22 protein-coding genes and 1 pseudogene are annotated in these 24,121 nt (G+C 40.4%); 17 read left to right on the top strand and 6 right to left on the bottom strand.

Translation table 11 applies throughout. The annotated features are described in order from the left end of the window. Nucleotides 1–10 precede the first annotated feature (10 nt). The 3 genes from AC0L3Y_RS16815 to ppnP all read left to right on the top strand — a co-directional run bounded on the left by AC0L3Y_RS16815 (nt 11) and on the right by ppnP (nt 2,733). Entirely contained in the window at nt 11–1,357 is a 1,347-nt protein-coding gene (locus AC0L3Y_RS16815; RefSeq protein ID WP_473466695.1) for a DEAD/DEAH box helicase, read from the top strand. Nucleotides 1,358–1,475: 118 nt separating this feature from the next. Then, nucleotides 1,476–2,378 (top strand): transcriptional regulator GcvA, encoded by a 903-nt coding sequence (gcvA, locus tag AC0L3Y_RS16810; RefSeq protein ID WP_473470644.1) that lies wholly within the window; start codon nt 1,476–1,478, stop codon nt 2,376–2,378. Nucleotides 2,379–2,442: 64 nt separating this feature from the next. Then, nucleotides 2,443–2,733 carry a pyrimidine/purine nucleoside phosphorylase gene (gene ppnP, locus AC0L3Y_RS16805; RefSeq protein WP_473466694.1) on the top strand — a complete coding sequence of 97 codons (291 nt, stop codon included), beginning with the start codon at nt 2,443–2,445 and terminating at the stop codon, nt 2,731–2,733. 76 nt (nt 2,734–2,809) lie between these two features. Here the strand turns inward: ppnP and AC0L3Y_RS16800 are convergent, their stop codons facing one another. Both AC0L3Y_RS16800 and gloB read right to left on the bottom strand, forming a co-directional pair. Further along, nucleotides 2,810–4,498, bottom strand: coding sequence for a lytic transglycosylase (locus AC0L3Y_RS16800; RefSeq protein ID WP_473466693.1), 1,689 nt, complete (start codon nt 4,496–4,498; stop codon nt 2,810–2,812). A 54-nt stretch (nt 4,499–4,552) separates the two neighbouring features. Further along, nucleotides 4,553–5,326: a hydroxyacylglutathione hydrolase gene (gene gloB / locus AC0L3Y_RS16795; protein WP_473466691.1), complete on the bottom strand. Its 774-nt coding sequence runs from the start codon at nt 5,324–5,326 to the stop codon at nt 4,553–4,555. Nucleotides 5,327–5,422: 96 nt separating this feature from the next. On the opposite strand from gloB, the gene AC0L3Y_RS16790 reads away from it, so the two are divergent. From AC0L3Y_RS16790 to dnaQ, 3 genes are read left to right on the top strand one after another with little or no spacing between them, the layout of a single operon-like run. Continuing rightward, nucleotides 5,423–6,163, top strand: a complete 741-nt coding sequence (locus tag AC0L3Y_RS16790) for a class I SAM-dependent methyltransferase (RefSeq protein ID WP_473466688.1) — start codon at nt 5,423–5,425, stop codon at nt 6,161–6,163. Continuing rightward, a complete protein-coding gene (gene rnhA / locus AC0L3Y_RS16785) occupies nt 6,160–6,603 on the top strand; it encodes a ribonuclease HI (protein WP_473466687.1) in 444 nt (147 codons plus the stop codon). Before AC0L3Y_RS16790 ends, rnhA begins: the two co-directional genes overlap by 4 nt. Further along, nucleotides 6,600–7,313, top strand: coding sequence for a DNA polymerase III subunit epsilon (gene dnaQ, locus AC0L3Y_RS16780; protein ID WP_473466684.1), 714 nt, complete (start codon nt 6,600–6,602; stop codon nt 7,311–7,313). The genes rnhA and dnaQ overlap by 4 nt, the downstream gene beginning before the upstream one ends. A gap of 124 nt (nt 7,314–7,437) precedes the next feature. Here the strand turns inward: dnaQ and nhaB are convergent. Further along, nucleotides 7,438–8,939, bottom strand: a pseudogene (gene nhaB, locus AC0L3Y_RS16775) (sodium/proton antiporter NhaB). A 170-nt stretch (nt 8,940–9,109) separates the two neighbouring features. Between nhaB and AC0L3Y_RS16770 the strand changes: the two are divergent. Further along, entirely contained in the window at nt 9,110–9,442 is a 333-nt protein-coding gene (locus AC0L3Y_RS16770; RefSeq protein WP_473466683.1) for a hypothetical protein, read from the top strand. After that, entirely contained in the window at nt 9,343–10,143 is an 801-nt protein-coding gene (gene sohB / locus AC0L3Y_RS16765; protein WP_473470643.1) for a protease SohB, read from the top strand. The genes AC0L3Y_RS16770 and sohB overlap by 100 nt, the downstream gene beginning before the upstream one ends. 98 nt (nt 10,144–10,241) lie before the next feature. On the opposite strand, the gene AC0L3Y_RS16760 is transcribed toward sohB, so the two are convergent. From AC0L3Y_RS16760 to folX, 3 genes are read right to left on the bottom strand one after another with little or no spacing between them, the layout of a single operon-like run. Further along, complete coding sequence (locus tag AC0L3Y_RS16760) at nt 10,242–11,153, bottom strand: hypothetical protein (RefSeq protein ID WP_473466681.1); 912 nt, start codon at nt 11,151–11,153, stop codon at nt 10,242–10,244. Then, entirely contained in the window at nt 11,150–14,566 is a 3,417-nt protein-coding gene (mfd, locus tag AC0L3Y_RS16755; protein WP_473466678.1) for a transcription-repair coupling factor, read from the bottom strand. Before mfd ends, AC0L3Y_RS16760 begins: the two co-directional genes overlap by 4 nt. 7 nt (nt 14,567–14,573) lie before the next feature. After that, complete coding sequence (folX, locus tag AC0L3Y_RS16750) at nt 14,574–14,942, bottom strand: dihydroneopterin triphosphate 2'-epimerase (RefSeq protein ID WP_473466676.1); 369 nt, start codon at nt 14,940–14,942, stop codon at nt 14,574–14,576. Nucleotides 14,943–15,377: 435 nt separating this feature from the next. Here folX and AC0L3Y_RS16745 point away from each other — a divergent pair, with 435 nt between their 5' ends. The 9 genes from AC0L3Y_RS16745 to sthA all read left to right on the top strand — a co-directional run bounded on the left by AC0L3Y_RS16745 (nt 15,378) and on the right by sthA (nt 24,037). Beyond that, nucleotides 15,378–16,715 carry a Na(+)-translocating NADH-quinone reductase subunit A gene (locus AC0L3Y_RS16745; RefSeq protein WP_473466673.1) on the top strand — a complete coding sequence of 446 codons (1,338 nt, stop codon included), beginning with the start codon at nt 15,378–15,380 and terminating at the stop codon, nt 16,713–16,715. Nucleotides 16,716–16,718: 3 nt separating this feature from the next. Further along, complete coding sequence (locus AC0L3Y_RS16740; RefSeq protein WP_473466670.1) at nt 16,719–17,915, top strand: NADH:ubiquinone reductase (Na(+)-transporting) subunit B; 1,197 nt, start codon at nt 16,719–16,721, stop codon at nt 17,913–17,915. Continuing rightward, entirely contained in the window at nt 17,908–18,708 is an 801-nt protein-coding gene (locus AC0L3Y_RS16735) for a Na(+)-translocating NADH-quinone reductase subunit C (protein ID WP_473466668.1), read from the top strand. The genes AC0L3Y_RS16740 and AC0L3Y_RS16735 overlap by 8 nt, the downstream gene beginning before the upstream one ends. Beyond that, nucleotides 18,708–19,370 carry an NADH:ubiquinone reductase (Na(+)-transporting) subunit D gene (locus AC0L3Y_RS16730; RefSeq protein WP_473466665.1) on the top strand — a complete coding sequence of 221 codons (663 nt, stop codon included), beginning with the start codon at nt 18,708–18,710 and terminating at the stop codon, nt 19,368–19,370. The genes AC0L3Y_RS16735 and AC0L3Y_RS16730 overlap by 1 nt, the downstream gene beginning before the upstream one ends. Then, nucleotides 19,371–19,979, top strand: coding sequence for an NADH:ubiquinone reductase (Na(+)-transporting) subunit E (nqrE, locus tag AC0L3Y_RS16725; protein WP_317004399.1), 609 nt, complete (start codon nt 19,371–19,373; stop codon nt 19,977–19,979). A 42-nt stretch (nt 19,980–20,021) separates the two neighbouring features. Continuing rightward, nucleotides 20,022–21,248: an NADH:ubiquinone reductase (Na(+)-transporting) subunit F gene (gene nqrF / locus AC0L3Y_RS16720; protein WP_473466661.1), complete on the top strand. Its 1,227-nt coding sequence runs from the start codon at nt 20,022–20,024 to the stop codon at nt 21,246–21,248. A 96-nt stretch (nt 21,249–21,344) separates the two neighbouring features. Then, nucleotides 21,345–22,358, top strand: a complete 1,014-nt coding sequence (locus AC0L3Y_RS16715) for an FAD:protein FMN transferase (protein WP_473466657.1) — start codon at nt 21,345–21,347, stop codon at nt 22,356–22,358. A 30-nt stretch (nt 22,359–22,388) separates the two neighbouring features. Then, the gene (nqrM, locus tag AC0L3Y_RS16710; RefSeq protein WP_473466655.1) at nt 22,389–22,622 is read left to right on the top strand and encodes a (Na+)-NQR maturation NqrM; all 234 of its coding nucleotides are present in this window, start codon (nt 22,389–22,391) and stop codon (nt 22,620–22,622) included. Between the two features lie 20 nt (nt 22,623–22,642). Beyond that, complete coding sequence (gene sthA, locus AC0L3Y_RS16705; RefSeq protein ID WP_473466652.1) at nt 22,643–24,037, top strand: Si-specific NAD(P)(+) transhydrogenase; 1,395 nt, start codon at nt 22,643–22,645, stop codon at nt 24,035–24,037. Nucleotides 24,038–24,121: the final 84 nt, after the last annotated feature.

The raw sequence follows: 24,121 nt of genomic DNA, 5'->3' as shown, positions 1-24,121 counted from the left end.
GGGTGTTTGTTTGTTATTCGAAGAATTTGGTTTTGATAATCGCATTTTGAAGTCCATTGATCACTTAGGGTTTAATGAGGCGACAGAAATTCAATCCCGTGCGATACCAGAAGCTATGGTTGGTCGTGATTTATTAGCGTCGTCAAAAACTGGATCAGGAAAAACACTCGCTTATCTTTTGCCAGCGTTACATCGAGTTTATAAGAAAAAAGCCTTGTCAAAACGTGATCCACGGGTTGTGATTTTAGTACCAACTCGTGAATTAGCGAAACAGGTTTATGGTCAACTTCGTCTTTTATTAGCGGCAAGTCGTTTTACATCCATTCTTATTCAAGGTGGCGAAAACTTCAATGATCAGCATAAACTTTTACAAAAAGATCCCCATTTTATCGTCGCAACACCAGGGCGTTTAGTGGATCACTTGAAACAACGTCATGTTTTTCTTGAAGGGTTAGAGTTACTTATTTTGGATGAAGCTGACCGTATGTTGGATTTGGGGTTTGCTGATGCCATGCGTGCTATAAACGCTGCGGCAAGTCATCGTCAGCGTCAAACTTTATTCTTTTCTGCCACACTAGATAATACCGATGTCAGTGATATTGCAGGAGAATTATTGCGGGAACCTTCTCGTATAGCGATTGGTCAAGGTTTTGATGAGCACTCAGATATTGGACAACATATTTTGCTATGTGATCACTTAGATCATAAAGAAGCATTATTGAAACATTTGTTGGTTGGCGAAACGATTAAGCAAGCCATTGTTTTTACTGCGACTAAAAGTGATACCGTGCGCTTATCTGAAATCATTGAAGGTTGGGGGTTAAGTACTCAAGCACTTAATGGTAATTTATCGCAAAGTGCTCGAAATAAAACGATGGAAAGTTTTGCCAAAGGACAATTTGACGTTTTGGTGAGTACTGATGTGGCATCTCGTGGTTTAGATATAGCTAGTGTTTCTCATGTATTTAATTTTGATTTGCCAAAACAAGCAGAAGAATTTGTCCATCGTACTGGACGAACCGGTCGCGCAGGCTTTAAAGGGGAAGCTTATTCCTTAGTTGGTCCGAAAGATTGGGTTAACTTTAAGGCTATCGAAGCATTCTTACAAAAAGAGTTTTCAACCGAAGTGATTGAGGGCTTAGAGCCTAAATTTAAAGGATTAACACCACCAAAACCAACTCGTAAAGTGGGTAAAAAGCCAACAACAAAGGTACAAAGTAAAACGCCTAAGAGGTCGACCAAGAAAGCCACTGGTAAAGCTCGTTTTCATGATAATCAACAAGATGGTTTTGATGCTTTCAAATTACCAACTAAGCGTTTCGAAAAACAAGCTAATAGCGATGATGGTGAAGATTAGAATATTTGGCCTTGTTGGGTATTGGTGGTTTGCTTAAATTGCTAAACAAGTACTATATTTTGATGTTATTAGATTAAAGGTGAGATATATTCACGGTACTGGTTAATTTTGCTAATTCATTGGAGAGAAGGTTATTAACCGTTTACCCCCACTAAATTCATTAAGATGTTTTGAATCTGCTGCTCGTCATGGAAGTTTCAATAAAGCAGCCAAAGAGCTTTCTGTGACGCCTTCGGCAATTAGCCATCAGATTAAAGGTTTAGAGAGCTTTCTAGGCCTTGAATTATTTCGACGGACCAAGCGTAAGGTAATTTTAACGGAAGCTGGGGAGTCTTACCTAAAGCCGATAAAAGCTATCTTTGAACAACTGGAAAATGCGACATCTGAACTAAAAAGCCAGCAAAAATCAGGTTCATTACGTTTAGCTGTTGCCCCTGCGTTTTTAACTCGTTGGTTAATGCCCCGGATGGAGCGTTTTCAAAGTCGTTATCCTGATATCCAAATTGAAATCAGCTCGTCTATGGGGTTAATTGATTTTTCTGCTAATGATGTTGATATGGCCGTGTATTTTGGTAATGGTGAATGGGAGGGGGTAGAGGCTTATTATTTACGTCCTGCTCGCTTAGCTCCTGTGTGTAATCCAAAGCTGATAAAAGCAGATCAGCCAATCAATACACCTGAAGACATGCGTTTCTACCCTTTATTGCATGTTTCAAAACGAAAAGACGAATGGCATGATTGGCTACAACAGCATGATCTTGATCCTACGCGTTTTCGCCGAGGTTTGATGTTTTTCAGTGGTTCTTTGACCGCAGGAGCCGCTGCACAGGGTTTAGGTATTGCTTTGTCTGACTCTGAGCTTGTCATGCCAGAAATCGAGGCGGGGACACTAAAAATATTATTTGATCAGCATTTAATTACTAACAAATCTTTTTACTTGGTATATGAGAAACGCCGTTCTGTTACATCTGCTATGTTGGCATTTAAAGAATGGATTATTGAAGAAATGGTAAGTAATTAAGTTATTTTGATTATAGCAATACATAATTTGTCGAAATTTTAAAAACGTAAATGAGAGTTTATATATGAGCACAGCGTTAGCGGTAAACAGTTATTTTGATGATAAAGTAAAATCTATTGCTCTAGATAATGCCGAAGGTACTTCAACAGTTGGTGTTATGGCAATTGGCGAATATGAATTTGGTACTAGCCAAAGAGAATATATGACGGTTGTGTCTGGGGCTTTGACTGTGAAGCTGCCAACAGAAAATGATTGGAAAATTTTTGCAAAAGGTGAGTTATTTATTGTAGAAGCAAATCAGACTTTCCAAGTAAAAGTCGAAGAAACTACTGCGTATCTTTGTCGCTACGAATAACCTGCATCGCTTTCAAAAAAAGGGCTGATTAATTAATCAGCCCTTTTTTCGTTCTTAAGATAGCTTTATTTTTTGATTAGCCGCCAACCACATTAACCAATAAGGTTACTCTGTCTCCTGGTTGTACATATTTCTGACTACCAACTTTAGGGTTCCAATCTTTAATATCATTCACAGAAACTTTGAACTTATTGGCAACAACAGCTAATGAGTCTCCGGAGCGAATGGTATATACCACTTTTTTCATTACACTGCGTGTACCACGTGTATTCTTAGTACTGTTTTTTGATTCTTTAGGTTCAAGCCAAACAACCAGTTTTTTTCCTGGGAATAACGGATCGCCAAGACCCATACTGTTCCAGCGGGCAAGTGTTTTACTGGTTGTCCCGTATTTATTAGCAATCAACCATAAGCTGTCCCCTGGTGAAACAGTGTAGTTGATTTTGATTCTATTACGGCTCGGCGCATTAGATTGTTTAGCTAATAAGCGTTGGTGGGAACTTAGTGTGTAGCTTTCAATGTCGTTACCAGCTACTGGAATCATAAGTTCTTGTCCAACACGAATTAATGAAGACGATATTTTGTTCACGTTTTGCAGAACACCGACTGTTGTGTTGTGTTGTTTAGCAACTAGTAGCAAGCTGTCTCCCGCTTTTACTGTATAGCGAACCCAAGTGACACGTTCTTCGGGTGGAATTTCTGCTAATTTAGTGCGGAATTGTTTGGCTTTAGTAATTGGCATTAGCAATCTATGAGGGCCGTCAGGTGAGGTTGCCCATTGATTAAACCCTGGATTTAAAAGATAGACTTCATCGATACTTATTCCAGCCATTTCCGCAGCTTGTGCTAAATCGAGCTGGCCACCAATGTTGACCACATCAAAGTAAGGTTTATTTGGAATAAAGTAAGTTGAATAATTATACTTTTCAGGATTCTTAATTATCTTTGCTAAGGCAATAAGTTTTGGAACGTAGGCACGTGTTTCTCTTGGTAAATCTAAAGACCAGAAATCGGTTGGCTTACCTGCTTTTTTATTCTTTCTGATGGCGCGCATAACCGTGCCTTCACCAGAATTATAAGACGCTAGGGCGTGTAGCCAGTCACCATCAAACATTTTATGTAGACGAGTAAGGTAGGCAATTGCTGCTTGAGTCGAGCCGATGATATCTCTACGGCCGTCATACCACCAAGTTTGATCTAGACCATACATTTGTCCAGTGGATGGAATGAATTGCCAAGGGCCAGATGCACGTCCATGACTGTAACCAAAAGGGTCGAAGCCACTTTCAACAATCGGTAATAGTGCTATTTCAGTAGGTAGTCCGGCTTTTTCTAATTCCTCAACAATGTAATACAAATAACGTTCACCACGCTTTGATACACGGTCTAGATAGGAAGGATGAGAGCTAAACCAACGTAGTTGCGAAGATAATCGAGGACGATCTATATCAATGTCCATTTGGTAGCCAGCACGAACTCTGTCCCAAATATCATCAGGTACGCGTGGTTTACTAATGGCAATAACCGGTTCGATTGGCTCTTGCTCAATGTCTTCCACCGCGGTTTCTATTTCTTCTATTGTTGAATCAATAGGCGGAACGGAATCAATAAAGCCTAGGCGTTCAGTGTCTGCTTCCACGACATCGGCTTCTTCCGCCGGTTCTAAAAGATCGACAGACTCATTGGATCGCTCTACTTTAGAGGCTGTTTGGCAAGCACTGAGGATTAAACTTGCAAGGCAAATCCATAAAATTTTATATATCATGAAAACCACAAAATTGAATAAAGTTTAGACATTTTAAAGGTGTGGCGGGAGAGGTCAACTAAAACTATCTTTAGCTCGACGTACTTGACTAAATGCAGCGACCGAATCTTCCGTAGGATCTTCTTTAAGTTGTTGTGCCGCATACATTTTAATTGTTTTATTGTGAGTGCGTAAAAAAGGATTAGTTTTTTTCTCTAAACTTAATTCTGTCGGAATGGTTGGCTCATTGTGTGAGCGTTTTTCTTGGCTAGTTGTATTGCTTTCTAATAAGGTTTTATTTTGAGGGTCTAATGACATCGCAAAGCGATAGTTCGCTAGAGTGTATTCATGGGTGCAATAAATTAGAGTGTTCTCAGGGAGTGATGATATTTTTTCCATGGCTTCTAGCATCTGTGCTGGGGTACCTTCCATGATTCGACCGCAACCACCTTTAAATAACGTATCACCACTGAATAAAATAGGTGTTTCTTGTACTGAAAAGTAGCAAAGGTGATCTAGGGTGTGCCCCGGTGTTGCAATTACACGGAAATTTTTTGTAAATACTTGAACACTATCGCCTTCTGATACGGAATGAGTCACAAGTTCAGTTAAGTGTGCAGGACCATAAACTTGGCAGCATGTTTGTTGTTTCAGTTCCGCTACACCGCCTGTATGATCATAATGATGATGAGTGATTAAAATGCCGACTAAGGTTTTTTGATTTTCGAGGCAGTATTGTTTCACTACTTTCGCAGAACCCGGATCGACAGCCCAAACTTGTGAGCTATCTTTATCTTGGATTATCCAGATATAATTGTCTTGAAAAGCTGGAAGCGGAAGTATGGTCATATATTGTCTACTTTAATAGAAGTTTTGCATTTCAGATGACGCGCCATAATAAAAATAAAGACATCGTCACGCCGTTTTAAATAGAGAATTCATTGTATGTTGGATGATCAATCAAGACAATTTTTTCAGACTTGGTACAAAACTAATTTAGGGGACAGTCTGCTGCAATTAGAGTTAGCAGAAATTGAATCTGAACTCGATCTCTCTGTAGGTTATTACTTGGTTTCTCAGTCACCGTTGATGACGTTATCATTACAAAACCATCGAATCAGAGAGAGTATTTTATTAGCCCCTGTTTTGGAATTTGGTGCACCTTCGAATACCATAGTTGCTAAGTCAAGCGAACTGCCTTTTGAAAGTGATGGGGTTGATATTCATGTTTTTCATCACTCATTAGATATTTCAGCAACTCCCCATGATGATTTACGGGAAGCAGCAAGAACCTTATTACCTAGTGGTAAACTGATTGTTGTTGGTTTTAATCCGTTGGGTTTATGGGGGTTTTGCCGCCTCTTTTCACCACGTGTGAAAGCACCTTGGTGTGGTCGCTTTATTTCTCATCAGCGTTTGGAAGATTGGTTGAAAGTAGCGGGTCTAACTTTAGAGTCTAAACGGTTTATTTATTACAAACCTCCTGTGCAAAATAGTAAATGGCGATTGCGTTTTAAGTGGCTTGAAAAAATGTTGAAACCACTTAAATTACCTTTTAGTGGTGTTTATGTCATGACAGCAACAAAGCATGAAAAGCGCTATATTCCGTTAAAACCTCGTTGGTCAGGGGCTCGTGTTAGAGTGCCACCATTAACAAAACCAACAGCAAAAGAGATGAAAGAGTGAAAGATGTAATTATGTACACTGATGGAGCTTGTAAAGGCAATCCAGGGATTGGCGGTTGGGGAGCTTGGCTTACCTTTGGTGAGCATGAAAAGCGTTTATGTGGTGGTGAACATGACACCACGAATAACAGGATGGAATTAATGGGGGCAATAGAGGGGCTAAGGGCTTTAAAAGAAAAGTGCTCTGTAACCCTATACACAGACTCCTCTTATGTTCAAAAAGGCATCACGGAATGGATGGCTGGCTGGAAGCGGAAAGGTTGGATGACTGCTTCAAGACAGCCGGTAAAAAATAAAGATTTATGGCAGGCATTAGATGAACAATGCCAAAGACATGAAATGACTTGGAAATGGGTGAAAGGTCACGCAGGAATAGAAGGCAATGAGATTGCGGACGATTTGGCGAACCAAGGTATTGAAGAGTTAAGGGCAAGATCATGAGGCAGGTTGTTCTCGATACGGAAACAACAGGTATTGATCCTAAACAGGGTCATCGTATTATCGAAATCGGTTGTGTAGAAATGATAGGTCGTAAGCTAACGAAACGACACTTCCATGTTTACATCAATCCTGACAGAGAAGTTGAAGAAGAAGCTTTCAGAGTCCATGGAATTAGTAATGAATTTCTTGCTGATAAGCCTCGTTTTCATGAAGTCGCTCAAGATTTCTTTGATTTCATAAAAGGGGCTGAATTAATCATCCATAATGCGCCTTTTGATATTGGTTTTATGGATCATGAATTTGCTCGACTCGGCGGCTACCCTAAAACTGCAGAGGTGTGTGGTGTTTTTGATAGCTTGGTTTATGCTCGAAAAAAGCATCCAGGACAAAAAAACAACTTAGACATTCTATGTCGACGTTATGGTATTGATAACTCACACCGAGAATTACACGGCGCACTTTTAGACGCTGAAATTCTGGCCGATGTGTATTTGTTGATGACAGGTGGCCAGACCAGTTTGGGGTTGGCTAATAGTTCTGATTCAAATTCTAAAGAAGAGGGTGATGTTGGCGAGATTCGTCGTCTTGCTCCTGGGCGCCCAGCGTTAAAAATAATTAGAGCGAATGAAAGCGAATTGAAAGTGCATGAAGAGCGTTTGGATTTGATTGATAAAAAATCAGGTCAATCTTTGTGGCGAATTAAGCATTAATGGAGTATAAAAATTTGTTTATAATTTTTATACGTAACCTTAAATGATTGTAATAAAAAGCCTTCAAAAGAAGGCTTTTTATTACTTAGAAATAAGCGAAAAATTAATTTTCTTAACTCAGGACTTACAGGAAGTAAACAACACAAAGGCCGCCAACTGTGCTTAATACGATGGTATAAGGAAGAGCCATCCAAACCATCTTACCGTATGAAAGTCTTAGTAAGGGGGCAATTGCTGAAGTAAGTAAGAACAAGAATGCTGCTTGACCGTTTGGCGTTGCCACACTAGGAAGGTTTGTTCCCGTATTAATCGCAACCGCCAATGTATTAAAATGTTCTTTAGTAATTGCTCCTGCATCAAGAGCTGCTTTTACTTCACCAATGTAGACGGTGGCAACAAATACATTATCACTAATTGCTGACAACAAACCGTTAGCGATAAAGAACATGATAGGTTGTGAATGTGTCGGCATATTTAATACGATGTCGATAATAGGCTGGAACAAATGCTGTTCGTGTATAACAGAAACAATGGTAAAGAAAACAACAAGTAACGCCGTAAAAGGAAGTGCTTCTTCAAACGCGTGACCGATTTGATGTTCCTCTGTGATGCCGTTAAAAGCAGTTAACAAAACAATAACCATTAAGCCAACAAGACCAACTTCAGCCACATGAAAAGCTAAAGACAGCATGAGTATGATAGACACAATGCCTTGAATAATAAGTTGAGCTTTGTGTTTGTTTGTACTTTTTTTAGATTCTTCCTCTTCAAATTTTTTCAGTATATTGCGAACGTTTTCAGGAAGGCGAGCACCATAATCAAACCATTTTGTTTTTTCTAAAATAACAACAGTAATTAATCCGCAGGCCAATACTGGCATGGAAATAGGTGCGACGCGCAAAAAGAACTCAACAAAATCCCAACCCGCAACTTTTGCAATAAGAAGGTTTTGTGGTTCACCTACTAATGTTGAAACACCACCAAGAGCAGTACCTATTGCACCATGCATTAATAAGCTACGTAGAAAGGAACGAAATTCTGCCAAATCTTCTTGGTTGACAGGAAGTATGTTGTCGTCACTGTTTGGGTTGTGTTTTTTATTAGGGTCTTGGTCTGAGGCGACTTTATGGTACACGGAATAAAAGCCGACACTTACACTTATAAGGACAGCCGTAACCGTTAATGCATCTAAAAATGCAGACAATATTGCAGCAGATAAGCTAAAAACCAATGAGATGATGACTTTGGATTGAATTTTTACTAACAACTTATTGAATATGAAAAGGAGCATGTCTTGCATGAAGTAAATGCCAGCGACCATAAACATTAGCAGTAGGATTACATCGAAGTTTTTAATTACTTCATGGTAAACACCGTCAGAGGTGGTGAGCCCTAAAAGAACTGCCTGAATAGCAATCAAACCACCGGGTTGTAACGGGTAGCACTTTAATGCCATGCCAAGAGTGAAGATAAATTCAATAATAAGTAACCAGCCCGTGATGAATGGGCCTAGTGTAATAACAGCAATTGGATTAATTATTAAAAATGCAATCACGGCTTGCTTGTACCACAGGGGGAAGCCCCTAGAAAGTTATTCCCAAGCGCATGTGATATAGAGGTTTTCATTCATTGCTCCTTCTGAGAAGAGGTTAAAGTTTTTTTATAGTTTTTAATTGAGGGCATGATAAGGGATATGGAAAACAGTATCTATAGTGATTAATAGCTAATAGATATTGTTATTTGCGTAAATATCCCCACTATCACAAGAGCTTATAATTATTTAGAGGAAGAAAACGTTGGAATTTTTAACTGACTACGCAGGTTTTTTATTAAGGCTCATTAGTGTGGCTTTGATTATCGTGTTTGTACTAGGGATTATCGCCAGTGGGAAGCGTAAGTCACAACCAGGTAGTTTATCCGTTACCAAACTTAATGAAAGCTATGATGATATGAAGGCGGAGTTAGATCGCCAGCTATTAGATAAAAAAGTACTTAAGGACAGAGAAAAAGAGAAAAAGAAAAAAGAAAAATTAGAAAAAAAGCACAGAAGAAATCCCCGAAAGAAGCAGATGCAAAGAAGCGTCTTTATGTTTTGGACTTTGATGGTGATATCAAAGCATCCGCTGTAGAAACCATGCGTGAAGAAATTACTGCTATTTTAAGTGTTGCAAAGCCGCAGGATGAAGTTGTGGTTCGTTTGGAAAGTGGTGGTGGTGTGGTGCATGGCTATGGATTGGCGGCATCTCAGTTGCAACGTATCCGTGAAGCGAATATTCCTCTTACTATTTGTGTTGATAAAGTGGCAGCTAGTGGTGGTTATATGATGGCCTGTGTGGCCGATAAAATTATTGCGGCTCCTTTTGCTATTTTGGGCTCTATTGGTGTGGTTGCTCAAGTTCCGAATGTGCATAGATTGCTTGATAAAAGTTTAATTGATGTTGAGCTTCATACAGCGGGTCGTTATAAGCGTACTTTGACTATGTTAGGTAAGAATACTGAAGAAGGGCGTGAAAAATTTAAGCAAGACTTGGAAGATACTCACGGTCTATTTAAACGTTTTGTGTCTGGTCAGCGTCCACAGTTAGATATTGATAATATTGCGACAGGTGATACTTGGTATGGTTCTGAAGCTTTAGAAAATAACTTGGTTGATGTCGTAATGACGAGCGATGCTTATTTGGTTTCTCATTATGATAATGCTGATGTTATACAGGTCGTTTATAAACAGCCGAAAGGGATAGCCGAGCGTTTTGGTTTATCTTTATTTTCTGCCTTAGAGCATAAAGTTGTTTCTTGGGTTGGCAAACTAACTCAGACAAAAGGTTATTAGCTGGCTAACTAGAAAGTAATAGCTAAAAAAGGTGGCATGTTTTCACATACCACCTTTTTTTATTTTATTGAAAGTTCAGGGAGGTTGTTCGAACCTCTTTATTCAAAAACAATAGGAGGGCTAATCAGTTCTTGGGCATCAAATGCTTCTTCCCTATTAGCTAGTTCATTAGTGCTTTGTAGGTCGTCGTAATCAAGACTTGCGCCAGTTTCGGGTGTCATGGATTGCAAGGCGATTTTTTCCATGGCATCTTCTAAAGTAATAGGTTCAAAATAAAGTAGCGTGCCAATAGTAGGGTGATCTAAATAATTTAGCTTCTTACTTGCCGTTTTATTATTTTGTTCCAAGGTTAGAATAAAGGCAGGTTCAAATTCTTTAAATTCTGGCTGCCCTTCAATCAACTCCGGTTCAGTAATCGTTTGTGAAAAGAATGATGAAGTTGTTTCTTTAGTTTGTGGCTCTATTGTTTCGGTTTCAATTATGTCGGGCAGTGTGAAACTGTCGAATAAATAATGTTGATAGCGAATGTCAGATTCTAAATATCGGCCTAGTTTTATAGCAATGTCACCTGTTAATTCAGGGTAGCCATCTTTTTTTTGTTCACTATAAAATGTCTTTTTAATCGTATCACCAGGCTCTTTGAAAATGAGAGTCCATTGTTGATTGCTTAATATTTCTACATGACCATCAAGTTGTTCTCTAAATTTTTCAAAAGGTGTGGGGATTGTCGTTGTTTCAGCTTCAGTTGCTAATAGCGTGTTGTTCTCGCTATTAGCGTTGTCATCAAGTGGTGTTATTTCACTTTCTGGCTTTGTAAAACGAATGAGACCTTCTGTAGAGATTAGGTCTTTGTACTTTATTTGCTCAGTGGATTGACCTTCAGGCCAGATGAAGGTGAGTAAGTAGCCTTCGTAAGCTCGAGCTGTATCAGGGTCGATTTGTCCGTCATCAGCGAGCGCTTGATGGCTTAATAAAGTCAGTGTTAAGAAAGTTAAAATTCGGGCTTTCAATGCAATAGCTCCAAAGTCTTTGTTGTTTGTTGGAAGCGCTCTTCTGCGCTGTTCATAGGGGCTAAAAACTTCAAGGTATCAGATCCTACTAGTTTGTAAGAATCAGGTTTTGTTTGGATTAGCCTGATGAGTTTCATTGGATCAACCGGTGTTTTACTGTTAAAGAAAATCTTACCTTCTTTTGCGTTAGCCTCAATTTTATTGATACCAAGCAGTTCTGCTTTTAATTTCAATTCGGTTTGACGAAACAGGTTTTTGGTCGAATCAGGCAATAACCCAAAGCGATCAATCATTTCAACTTGTAAGTCTTTTAACTCTTCGCTGCTTTGTGCGCTTGCGATGCGTTTGTATAATATTAAACGTGAGTGTACATCACCTAGGTAGTCTTCAGGAATAAGTGCTGGCACTCTAAGATTAATATCCGTTTGTGCAGGGACAGATATATCAACGTCTGGTGATTCACCATTTTTGAGAGATTTTACCGCTCGGTCTAGCATTTCCATGAAAAGCGAGAAGCCAACATGTTCAATATGACCACTTTGTCCATCGCCTAATAATTCTCCAGTTCCCCTGATCTCGAGGTCATGGGTTGCAAGTGTAAAGCCAGCACCAAGTGTGTCTGCCAGCATGATTGCTTCAAGGCGCTTTTCAGCATCGCCAGTCACCTTGCGATCATTTGGGGTGAGTAAGTAAGCGTACGCTTGATGGTGTGAGCGTCCAACTCGACCACGTAGCTGATGTAGTTGGGCTAAGCCAAATTTGTCTGCTCGTTCAATGATAATGGTGTTGGCGTTGGGTATGTCTATGCCTGTTTCTATGATAGTTGAACACACCAGAACGTTGGCTCTTTTATGGTAGAAATCAGACATGACCTGTTCTAATTCTTTTTCACGCATCTGTCCGTGGCCGACAATAACTCGAGCCTCTGGTATGAGTTCTTCCAATTCTTCTGCGGCTTTTTGGATGGTTTGTACTTCGTTATGTAAAAAGTAAACCTGTCCGCCACGATGAAGCTCTCGTAAAATAGCTTCTTTAATTTGGTGTGAATCTCTTTCTTTAACGAAAGTCTTTACAGATAAACGTTTCGCTGGTGGTGTTGCGATAATGGATAGATCTCGAATGCCTGATAGGGACATGTTGAGCGTTCGTGGAATTGGCGTTGCTGTTAGTGTGAGTATATCTACCTCAGCTCGTAAGGCTTTGAATTGCTCTTTTTGTTTGACGCCAAAGCGATGCTCTTCATCGATAACAACCAAGCCAAGATTGGAAAACTTAATGCCACTCTGAATTAGCTTGTGAGTGCCGACAACGATATCTGCTTTCCCAGATTCAAGACGATCAATTGCGGCATTAGATTCCTTGCCTGATCGGAAGCGGGATAGAAGCTCAATTTCAACAGGCCAATCCGCAAAGCGGTCGCAGAAGTTCTCGTAATGCTGTTGGGCTAGTAGGGTCGTTGGTACCAATACAGCCACTTGTTTACCATCTTGAACCGCAAGAAACGCAGCTCGCATGGCAACTTCTGTTTTACCGAAACCCACATCACCACAAATTAATCGATCCATTGGCTTTTTAGAGGACATGTCTTGCATTACGGCATCGATGGCCATTTGCTGGTCTGGTGTTTCTTCAAATGGAAAGCCAGCTGAGAAAATTTCATATTGATCGTCCGGTTTTGCAAAGGCATAGCCGACACGAGCTTCTCGTTTTGCGTAAATGTCTAATAATTCGGCTGCCGTGTCTCGGGCTTTTTCGGCGGCTTTTTGTTTCGCCACGCTCCACTTATCTGTGCCTAGCTTATGCAAAGGTGCTGAGTCTTCATCGGCACCTGTGTAGCGAGAAATTAATTGCAATGAGGAAACGGGAACATACAGTTTTGCGTCATTTGCATAACCAAGAGTCAGTAGTTCTGTTTCTTGGCCATCAATTTGTAGGTTGGTAAGGCCAAGGTAGCGGCCAACACCATGATCGATATGCACAACGGGGGCATTCATTCTTAATTCCGTGAGGTTTCGAATGATAGCATCTTCACTTACATTGCTTCCGTGTTTGCTGCGTCTACGTCGTTGAGAAACGCGTTCACCAAGGATTTCGCTTTCTGCAATTAAGACAAGTTCATCATCGATAGCGAAGCCGCGGCTAATGCTCCCTTCTGTAATAGAGAGAGCTTGTTTTGACTTTGTAAATGTACTCCAACTATCGACTTGTTTGGGGGTTATTTTGTGTTTTTTTAATAAGTCTAATAATGCTTCACGGCGACCTGCTGATTCGGCGACAATTAAGACTCTAGCACTGGTTTTGCTAAGAAAATTTTGTAGTTTATTAAGTGGTGATTGGGCTTTAGAGTCTATTTTGACGCTTTCTAATGCTTTGTATGAAGGGTGGTCGCCCTCAGTAGAAAAAATAACATTGGTAAATTTATTGAGTTCACCAAATAGCTCACTTTCTAGTAGGCATATTTCATCAGGCTTGAGGATTGGTCGTTCAATGTTGTAATTGAGTGATTCGTGACGGCTACGGAAATCAAGCTGGATGCTAGCAAGTTGTTCATTAAAAGTGTCTGATCGGACAATAAGTGTGTTGTCCGGCAGATAGTCAAACATGCTTGCTGTTTGTTTAAAAAACAAGGGTAAGTAATATTCTACGCCTGCAGGGATTAATCCACTTGATATGTCTTGGTAAAGTGGGCTTGAAAGAGGGTCGGTTTCAAAGCGCTCTCTAAAGGCTTGGCGAAACTGCTGTATTCCCTGTGATGTAGTAGGGAACTCTTTGGCAGGAAGCATTTTTATTTCAGATACTTTGTTGATGCTTCGTTGTGTTTCTGGATCAAACCAACGGATAGATTCAATTTCATTATCAAACCAATCAATTCTTATTGGGTTCTCGGCACCCATTGGATACACGTCCATTAAAGCACCACGAATCGCGTATTCGCCATGTTCGTGAACATTTTCTACATTTAGATAGCCTGCGTTGGTTAGTTTTCTTGATAGTTGCTCAAGGGGGAGTTCTTGACCCTCTTCTAAATGAAAACGTTGTGCATCTAAATGTTGTTTCGGACAGAGTCGCGTTAAGCAAGATGCGACTGTGGTAAGTACAATTGGATTCTTGGTTTCTGTAAGCTTTGCTAGTGTTTCTAAGCGTTGCGATATAATGTCTTGGTGTGGTGAAAATGCATCATAAGGGAGTGTTTCCCAATCACTAAATCTTAGTAATTCTTTTTTTCCGTGATTTAGAAATTGCATTTCGTCTTCGAGTTCATTCAATTCGGCAACAGTATTTGCCATAAAAAGAATGGGGTGTTTGTGCTGAGATGCAATGGCCAGCAGCTGTAATGCTTTACGACTGCCGTCTAGTCCGTTAATTAGGTTTTTGAAGCCGGGTTTTAAAGTGAGCGATACATTCTCTGACATGTCGGGCTTATTGTTCTCTGTTTGCGGATAGTGTTAATGACACAGAGTCTGCAAATCGCAGGGCGTGTGGTTTAGCAACTTCAATTTTTGCATAAGTCACATTATCTTGTGTCATACATAGTGCGAGTAAGTCAGCTGTTAGCTTTTCTAGTAAAAGAAAGCGGTTATTTTCTGTATGGGCTATCATTTCTTTGCAAATGGTTCTGTAGTTCACCGCATTTTCAACATTATCTGTGTCATAGGCTTGGGTTGCTGGATAGTGTACCCAAGCATTGATAATAACATCTTGTTTATTGTTGATTTCTGATTCGTTGAATCCAATATAGGTCCGTAAGCGTAAGTTCTTAATATGAATCTGTGCTTCTGGTTGAATCATTACTAGTCTCTCTTTTGGGCCTATTGGTCATGTGCTTGATATTGTGTCGTTTTCAATCTGGTATGGCAACATTAGCTGTATATGAGTTTGAGTCTAATAACTGGCTGATGATAAGAAATTTTCGATTTGCATGATTGGTGTTAAAAATAGGCTATTAATTTCCCTTATTAAATAGTCGTTATAATGCTTTTTTGTTCAAAAAATGAACTTGGCTGAATAAAGTCATGAATTTAGCTAAAAGTTGGCGCTCAAAGACGGTGCAGTATGCTGGTCAATAAGAGTAATGATCTTTATAATAGTCCGGTTTTTTGGTGAAGTGAGTTTGCGTTTACAATTTTCTTAAAGTTAGTTGTTCGTTTGTACATGTTTTCCCGGAGGGGGTGCAAGCACTGCGCATTACGCTTTTTGTCTTCAATTTATTGTTGGGCAGAACATATGTATAAAATTACAAAAGGCCTAAATCTACCGATCTCCGGTGCTCCTAATCAGGTGATTGAGAGTGCGGTCGCAGTAAAAACTGTGGCTGTTATCGGTCCTGACTACCATGGTATGAAACCTACTATGCTGGTTAAGGAAGGAGATAAGGTTAAGAAAGGTCAGGTTATCTTTACAGATAAGAAAACGGAAGGTGTAAAGTATACCGCTCCTGCTTCTGGTGTAATCTCTGCTATTAATCGTGGTGCAAGACGTGTTTTACAATCTGTTGTTATTCGCGTTGAAGGAACAGACGCTGAAACATTTGCGGCTTATTCAGGATCGGAATTAAAATCCTTAGAGCGCAACAAGGTTGTAGATAATCTAGTTGATTCTGGTTTATGGACAGCTTTTCGTACACGTCCATTTTCGAAAGTACCTGAAGTAGCATCAATACCAAACTCCATCTTTGTTACTGCGATGGATACTAATCCGTTGGCGGCTTCTCCTGAAGTTGTTTTAGCAGAACAGGCTGAAGCGTTTGCTGATGGTTTGACTGTTCTAACTCGTCTAACTGAAGGTAAAGTCTTTTTATGTAAGGCACCTGGTGCAAAAATTCCAACGACAGCTGATGTAACTGTTGAAGAGTTTGCTGGTGTTCATCCTGCAGGTCTTGCTGGTACGCATATTCACTTCCTTGATCCAGTAAGCGACAAGAAGACGGTTTGGTCTATTAATTACCAAGACGTAGTATCAATTGGCAAACTTTTTGTTGCTGGTGAACTTGATGTTGAACGTGTTATCGCATTAGCAGGGCCTCAGGTTAAAAATCCTCGCTTAGTTCGGACTCAAGTTGGCGCTAGTTTAGAAGATTTAGTCGCTAATGAGTTGTCTGAAGGCGAAAATCGTGTCATTTCTGGTTCGGTTCTTTCTGGCCGTAATGCTTTTGGGCCTTTTGCCTATTTAGGACGTTACCATAATCAAGTATCTGTGTTGCTTGAAGGTCGTGAACGTCAGATGATGCATTACCTTCGTGCTGGTGTTGAGAAACATTCTATTATGAATGTTTTCTTGTCAAAGCTAATGGGTAAGAAGTCATTCGATATGTCGACAACGACCAATGGTAGTGATCGTACAATGTTGCCACTTGGTAATTTTGAGCGTCTTATGCCACTAGATATCTTGCCAACACAGTTACTACGTGCGTTGGTTGTAAATGATACAGAGCAAGCTCAGAAACTTGGTGCGCTTGAACTAGATGATGAAGATTTGGCTTTGTGTACTTACAGTTGTTCAGGTAAGTTCGAATATGGCCCGATCCTTCGGGATTGTCTAACTCTAATAGAGAAAGAGGGTTAATTCATGGGTCTTAGAAAAGTACTCGATAAAATAGAGCCTGAGTTTCATACAGGCGGGAAATACGAAAAGTGGTACGCACTTTTTGAAGCGGTAGATACCATTTTTTACCGTCCAAGTTCTGTTACGAAAAACGGCTCTCATGTCCGTGATGCTGTTGATATGAAACGCATCATGATTTTGGTTTGGATGTGTACATTCCCTGCTATGTTTTTCGGTATGTATAACATTGGCTTCCAGGCTAACAGTGCAATAGATGCGATGGGGGTGTCTGCTCCTGATACTTGGCGTCATGCTGTTATTGGCGGGTTAACCAATTACGATGCCTCTAGTATTTGGGACAATATGGTTTACGGTGCAATGTACTTTTTGCCTGTCTATCTTGTTACATTTGCAGTTGGTGGTTTTTGGGAAGTTTTATTTGCTTCTGTGCGTAAGCATGAAGTAAATGAAGGTTTCTTTGTTACCTCTATCTTGTTCGCACTTTCTTTGCCGGCAACAGTTCCTTTGTGGCAGGTTGCTCTAGGTATAACCTTTGGTGTTGTGTTGGCCAAAGAAGTGTTCGGTGGTACAGGTAAAAACTTCCTTAACCCAGCACTTGCTGGTCGTGCATTCTTGTTCTTCGCTTATCCTGCTTCTATGTCAGGTGATGCAGTTTGGACTGCGATCGATGGCTTCTCTGGCGCAACGGCATTAAGTCAATTGGCGGCGAGTGGCGTGTCTGGTTTAACACTTGCTTGGTCTGATGCTTTCTTTGGTTTCATTCAAGGCTCAATGGGTGAAACCTCTACCTTAGCTATTTTGATTGGCGGTTCTGCGTTATTGGTTATGAGAATAGCTGCTTGGCGTATTGTTGCAGGCGTGTTCTTGGGCATGGTTTTAACCTCTTCGCTATTCAATATGATAGGTTCTGAAACGAACCCAATGTTCTCAACACCTTGGTACTGGCACCTTGTTTTAGGTGGTTTTGCATTCGGTATGATGTACATGGCAACAGATCCAGTTTCTGCATCAATGACGAGCCGCGGTAAATGGTTCTATGGTGCTTTGATTGGTGTGATGGTGGTTCTGATTCGCGTAGTAAATCCAGCGTATCCAGAAGGTATGATGTTGGCGATTTTGTTTGCGAACTTATTTGCGCCCTTCATTGATCACTTTATTGTTCAGGCGAACATTAAGCGGAGGATTGCACGCAATGGCTAGCAATAACGATAGTATTCAAAAAACCATTATGGTTGCTTTGGCTCTATGTCTAGTGTGTTCTATATTTGTTGCAGCTGCAGCAGTAGGTTTAAAACCAATACAGAATGCCAATAAAGATTTAGACCGTAAGCGAAATATTTTGTCTGCGGCAAATATGCTGGATGCTAATACATCGGTTGATGCTGTGTTTGAAACAATTGAGACACGTATTGTTAATTTGCAGACTGGTGTTTTTGCAACGCAAGCTGAATTAGATGAAGCGGGTATTACACCAGCGACGTATGATCAGCAAGCTGCAGCGAAAGACCCTCAGCTATCTGTGGCGCTTGCTGGTTCCGAAGATCCTGCAAGTATTAAACGTCGTGCTAAATTTGCGTCCATTTACTTAGTGAAATCTGATGCTGGTATTGATCGCGTTATCCTTCCAGTTCATGGCTATGGGTTGTGGTCAACCATGTATGGTTTTATCGCACTAGAAAATGATTTTGATACAGTTATCGGTTTTGGCTTCTACGATCAAGGTGAAACACCTGGATTAGGTGGCGAAGTGGATAACCCAAATTGGAAAGCGTTGTGGGAAGGTAAGAAGGTTTATAATGACCAAGGCGAAGCGGTAATTCAGCTTGCTAAAGGTGGTGTAGACAGTTCGGATCCACAAGCAATTCATAAAGTAGATGGATTATCTGGTGCCACATTGACAAGTCGTGGTGTCACAAATCTTGTTCAATACTGGTTAGGCAAAGAGGGTTTTGGACCTTTCTTGTCAGTGCTACGTAGCGAAGGAGTTCAATAATGTCTAATGTGAAACAAGTCCTTTTCGGGCCAATTCTTGCGAACAACCCAATAGCATTACAAATTTTGGGTATTTGTTCTGCTTTGGCAGTAACGAGTAGTTTAAGTGTTAGTTTGGTAATGGCGATTGCTCTTACCTTGGTAACCGCTTTTTCTAGTTTCTTCATTGCTATTATTCGTAACCATATTCCTAATAGCATTCGTATCATTGTTCAGATGATCATTATTGCTTCTTTGGTTATTGTGGTTGATCAAATCCTAAAAGCCTTTGCTTTTGAAATTAGTAAACAGCTTTCTGTTTTTGTTGGTTTGATTATTACCAACTGTATCGTTATGGGTCGTGCTGAAGCCTTCGCCATGAAAAACGGTCCAGTGATGAGTTTTCTTGATGGTATTGGTAATGGCTTAGGTTATAGCGTGATGTTGATCATTGTTGCTATTTTCCGTGAGTTACTGGGCGCTGGTAAGCTTTTTGGTGTTGAAATATTTACTACCATTCAAAATGGTGGTTGGTATCAGCCAAATGGTTTGATGTTATTACCACCTAGTGCGTTCTTTGTTATTGGTTTGGTTATTTGGGCACTACGTGCTTATAAAACAGACCAAGTTGAAGAGGCGGACTTTAAAATTGCTGCTAACTCACGTGCTCAGGAGGCGCTATAAATGGAACATTATATAAGTCTATTTATTAAAGCTGTTTTCGTTGAAAACATGGCCTTGGCCTTTTTCCTTGGTATGTGTACTTTCTTAGCCTTGTCTAAGAAAGTTGAGACAGCAATTGGTTTAGGTATTGCCGTTGTTGTCGTATTAGCGATCACGGTTCCTCTGAATAACTTGTTGTATCAGAACCTTTTGGTTGATGGTGCATTAGAGTGGGCAGGGTTGCCAGGAGTTGATCTTAGCTTCCTAGGTTTGTTGAGTTACATTGGCGTTATCGCCGCAGTAGTTCAGATCTTAGAAATGACATTGGATAAATACATGCCAGCGTTATATAACGCGCTGGGCGTATTCTTACCCCTTATCACTGTAAACTGCGCAATCATGGGGGCATCTTTGTTCATGGTTGAGCGTGATTACAACTTCAGTGAAAGTCTTGTGTACGGTGTAGGTGCTGGTGTTGGTTGGGCGCTTGCAATTGCTGCGCTTGCTGGTATTCGGGAGAAGCTTAAGTATTCAGATGTTCCTGCAGGTTTGCGTGGTCTTGGTATCACGTTCATTACTGTCGGTCTAATGAGTTTGGGCTTTATGTCATTTTCTGGTGTGCAGCTTTAATTTGCTGCTCAGTGGGACAACCAAGAATAAGGTTTAACTAACATGGTCAACTTAGAGATTATTCTAGGTGTGGTGATGTTCACAGCTATCGTACTTGCGCTAGTGGCAATTATCCTTGCTGCACGTGCTCGTTTGGTAAGTACTGGTGACGTTACAATTCGCATCAATGGTGAAAAAGAAGTTACTGCTCCAGCGGGTGGTAAATTACTTCAAACTTTGGCAAATAGTGGGATTTTTCTATCATCTGCATGTGGTGGTGGTGGTACTTGTGCCCAGTGTAAATGTAAAGTGACAAGCGGTGGTGGCTCTATGCTATCTACAGAGCAGTCTCATTTTACTCGTCGAGATGAGAAAGAAGGTTACCGTCTATCTTGTCAGGTTGCTGTAAAGCAAGATATGGATGTAGAGGTGCCTGAAGAGGTATTTGGTGTTAAGGCTTGGGAATGTACTGTTGAGTCAAACCCTAACGTAGCTACTTTTATTAAAGAGCTTACGTTGAAATTGCCTGAAGGTGAAAATGTTGACTTCCGTGCTGGTGGTTATGTTCAGCTTGAAGCACCTGCTCATACGGTACATTACAAAGATTTTGATATTGAAGAAGAATACCGAGGAGATTGGGATCACTTTAACCTTTGGAAGTTTACTTCTAAGGTTGATGAAACCGTTATTCGTGCGTATTCAATGGCGAACTACCCAGAAGAAAAAGGTTTGGTTAAGTTTAATATTCGTATTGCTTCTCCGCCTCCGGGTAAAGATGATCTACCTCCGGGCCAAATGTCATCTTATGTCTTTAGCTTGAAACCAGGTGATAAGATTAAAGTCTATGGTCCTTTTGGTGAGTTTTTTGCTAAAGATACTGATGCAGAGATGGTGTTTGTTGGTGGTGGTGCTGGTATGGCGCCAATGCGTTCCCATATCTTTGATCAGCTTAAGCGTCTAAACTCGAAACGTAAAATCAGTTTCTGGTATGGTGCGCGTAGTGTGCGTGAAGCATTTTATACAGAAGAGTATGATAAGCTTCAGGAAGAAAATGATAACTTTGAATGGCATTTGGCTTTGTCTGATCCGCAACCAGAAGATAACTGGGAAGGTAAAACAGGCTTTATCCATAATGTTCTTTATGAAAACTATCTTAAGGATCATCCAGCGCCAGAAGATTGTGAGTTCTACATGTGTGGGCCTCCAATGATGAACGCTTCGGTGATTAAGATGCTAGAAGATCTAGGTGTAGAAAAAGAAAATATCTTACTTGATGATTTCGGCGGCTAGCACCTCAATAAAGACCCACCTTATGGTGGGTCTTTATTTTCTTAGGTCTTTGACTCTTTGGGTCTTTGTTTTATTACATAACTAAAAAGACTTTTTATGCGTAAAAAAATACTATTTTCAGCTTTTTTGTTAATTGTCATCGCAGTAGTTTACCGTCTTTCCTCTTTTTCTCCTGAGTTGGTAAGCTTCTCTGGCCCTACAATGGGTACAACTTATACTGTTAAGTTCTATACTACTGAGCAGGTTCATAACCCTTGGGATTTAAAAGATGATGTTGATGATGTCTTGGTTAAAGTGAACCAGTTGATGTCAACTTATGATCCAACTTCTGAACTTTCTGAATTTAATAAACTCCCTGCTGGTGGGTCTGCAGATATCAGTGAGGATATGGCATATGTCATTGATAGAGCTCTCTTGATAAGCAAAATGACGGCAGGAGAGTATGATGTAACTATCGGGCCTTTAGTTAATCTCTGGGGGTTTGGTCCTGGTACAAGAGAAGATAAGGTGCCGAGTCAAGCGGCTATTGATGCTGCAAAAACACGTATTGGATATGAGTTTTTAACACTTAACGCTCGTCGCTTAAAAAAAGAAAAAGACATCTATGTTGATTTGTCTTCAATTGCGAAAGGTTATGGTGTTGATGAGGTAGCAAGAGTACTTCGTGAGAGAGGTGTTGAAAGTTATCTTGTTGAAGTGGGTGGGGAGATTTCATCTAAAGGAATGAAGCCAGATGGTTCTGCTTGGAAAATAGCAATTGAAAGCCCTGCTGGTGGTCATTCTATGGCTGAGCGTATCCTGTCTCTTGATGATGTTGCTATTGCAACTTCAGGTGACTATCGAAATTATTTTGAAAAGAATGGTGTACGTTACTCCCATACCATTAATCCAATTACAGGAAGGCCAATAACACATCGCTTGGTTTCTGTTACTGTTATTGATAAAACAGCAACGATGGCGGATGGTCTTGCTACAGCAATTACTGTGCTAGGTCCTGAAAAAGGGTTGGTCTTTGCTCAAGAGAATGGTATCGCGGCTTATTTGCTAGTGAAAACAGATTTTGGTTTTGAAGAGCGTCCATCGGACGCATTTAAGTCTTATTTAAAATAAGCGGAATTTTCTGCTTTTAGGAGATATCTTATGTTAACGATTGTTTTAGCATTTGCCCTGATGCTTTTGTTGGTTGCAGGCATGTCTGTTGGTGTATTGATGGGAAGAAAGCCTATTTCTGGTTCTTGTGGTGGCATGAGTTCTTTGGGGATGGAAGTGGCTTGCGATATTTGCGGTGGCGACAAAGGTAAGTGTGAAGAAGAAACGAAAAACAGCGCTGCGAAAAAAGTCTCTGATGACACGTTTTATGACGCATCTAAATAATAGAATTGAAAGAGGGTAGTATGACAACGAGACATTATGATGTTGTGGTCTTAGGTACGGGGCCAGCAGGGGAAGGTGCAGCAATGAGTGCTGCTAAAGCCGGTAAAAAAGTCGCTGTTATTGAAGCGAGTTCACAGGTTGGCGGTAGTTGTACGCATTTAGGAACCATCCCGTCAAAAGCTTTGCGTCATGCTGTTAAAGAAATTATCGTCTTTAATACAAACCCTATGTTCCGTGATATTGGAGAGCCTCGTTGGTTTTCATTTCCTAAAGTATTGGATCGTGCAAATAAAGTCATTGACCAGCAAGTGATGGGGCGAACTGAGTACTACGCGCGTAATCGTATTGATATTTATTTTGGTCGAGGCAAGTTTAAAGATGCTAATACCATAGAAGTAAATACTTACGAGCAAGGCCCTGAGCTTCTTGTTGCAGATAAAGTTGTAATAGCAACAGGCTCTCGTCCATATCGCCCTGCTAATATTGATTTTTCTCATCCTCGAATTTATTGCTCCGACACTATTTTGAGCCTGAGTCATACGCCTAGATCGTTAATTATTTATGGTGCAGGTGTTATTGGTTGTGAGTATGCTTCAATTTTTTGTGGTCTCGGTGTTCGTGTTGAATTAATTAATCCAGCCAAAAAACTATTAAGCTTCTTAGATGATGAGATTACTGATGCGCTGAGTTATCACTTACGTGATAGTGGTGTATTGATTCGTCATAACGAAACCTATGATTCTGTGGAAACGACCGATCGTGGTGTTGTGATGCATATGGCGTCTGGCAAAAAATTGCGAGCAGATGCATTATTATTCTGTAATGGGCGCTCAGGTAATACAGATAACTTAGGGTTGGAGTCAATAGGTCTAGAAGCAAATGGACGTGGCCAACTTGCGGTTAATAATACTTATCAAACTCAAATTGAGAATGTTTATGCTGCGGGTGATGTGATTGGTTGGCCTAGTTTAGCTAGTGCCGCGTATGACCAAGGGCGTGCAGTTGCTGCGAACATGTATGGGGCGGAAGGGGCTGAATTTATTAGTGAAGTTCCAACAGGTATCTATACTATCCCTGAGATTAGCTCTGTTGGTAAAACTGAAGCTGAATTAACTACAGAGAAGGTTCCTTACGAAGTTGGACGTGCTTTCTTTAAGAATACGGCTCGAGCTCAAATTACTGGCGAAGCGGTAGGTATGCTGAAAATTCTTTTTCACAGGGAATCTTTAGAATTGTTAGGTATTCACTGTTTTGGTGACCAAGCCTCTGAGATTGTTCACATTGGTCAGGCAATCATGAAGCAGCCTGGCGAGCAGAATACCTTAAAGTACTTCTTAAATACGACGTTTAACTATCCAACGATGGCTGAAGCTTATCGGGTAGCTGCATTAAATGGTTTTAATCGGGTTTTTTAGCCTTTATTAGCGCTATAAAAAACGCCTAATTTTTAATGAATTAGGCGTTTTTTTTGTTTCTTATATTTGAAAATTGTAAAAGAG

This window comes from Marinomonas sp. GJ51-14 (genome assembly GCF_055808695.1).
The sequence above is the reverse complement of the archived record's forward strand: the minus strand, read 5'-3'. Positions and strand labels throughout refer to the sequence as shown.

Coding starts and splice junctions, on each gene's coding strand:
- sthA (WP_473466652.1), top strand. CDS start 22,643: ATGACAACGAGACATTATGATGTTGTGGTCTTAGGTACGGGGCCAGCA.
- AC0L3Y_RS16735 (WP_473466668.1), top strand. CDS start 17,908: ATGGCTAGCAATAACGATAGTATTCAAAAAACCATTATGGTTGCTTTG.
- folX (WP_473466676.1), bottom strand. CDS start 14,942: ATGATTCAACCAGAAGCACAGATTCATATTAAGAACTTACGCTTACGG.
- AC0L3Y_RS16745 (WP_473466673.1), top strand. CDS start 15,378: ATGTATAAAATTACAAAAGGCCTAAATCTACCGATCTCCGGTGCTCCT.
- mfd (WP_473466678.1), bottom strand. CDS start 14,566: ATGTCAGAGAATGTATCGCTCACTTTAAAACCCGGCTTCAAAAACCTA.
- AC0L3Y_RS16715 (WP_473466657.1), top strand. CDS start 21,345: ATGCGTAAAAAAATACTATTTTCAGCTTTTTTGTTAATTGTCATCGCA.
- nqrE (WP_317004399.1), top strand. CDS start 19,371: ATGGAACATTATATAAGTCTATTTATTAAAGCTGTTTTCGTTGAAAAC.
- gloB (WP_473466691.1), bottom strand. CDS start 5,326: ATGACCATACTTCCGCTTCCAGCTTTTCAAGACAATTATATCTGGATA.
- AC0L3Y_RS16740 (WP_473466670.1), top strand. CDS start 16,719: ATGGGTCTTAGAAAAGTACTCGATAAAATAGAGCCTGAGTTTCATACA.
- AC0L3Y_RS16730 (WP_473466665.1), top strand. CDS start 18,708: ATGTCTAATGTGAAACAAGTCCTTTTCGGGCCAATTCTTGCGAACAAC.
- ppnP (WP_473466694.1), top strand. CDS start 2,443: ATGAGCACAGCGTTAGCGGTAAACAGTTATTTTGATGATAAAGTAAAA.
- AC0L3Y_RS16800 (WP_473466693.1), bottom strand. CDS start 4,498: ATGATATATAAAATTTTATGGATTTGCCTTGCAAGTTTAATCCTCAGT.
- nqrF (WP_473466661.1), top strand. CDS start 20,022: ATGGTCAACTTAGAGATTATTCTAGGTGTGGTGATGTTCACAGCTATC.
- nqrM (WP_473466655.1), top strand. CDS start 22,389: ATGTTAACGATTGTTTTAGCATTTGCCCTGATGCTTTTGTTGGTTGCA.
- AC0L3Y_RS16790 (WP_473466688.1), top strand. CDS start 5,423: ATGTTGGATGATCAATCAAGACAATTTTTTCAGACTTGGTACAAAACT.
- dnaQ (WP_473466684.1), top strand. CDS start 6,600: ATGAGGCAGGTTGTTCTCGATACGGAAACAACAGGTATTGATCCTAAA.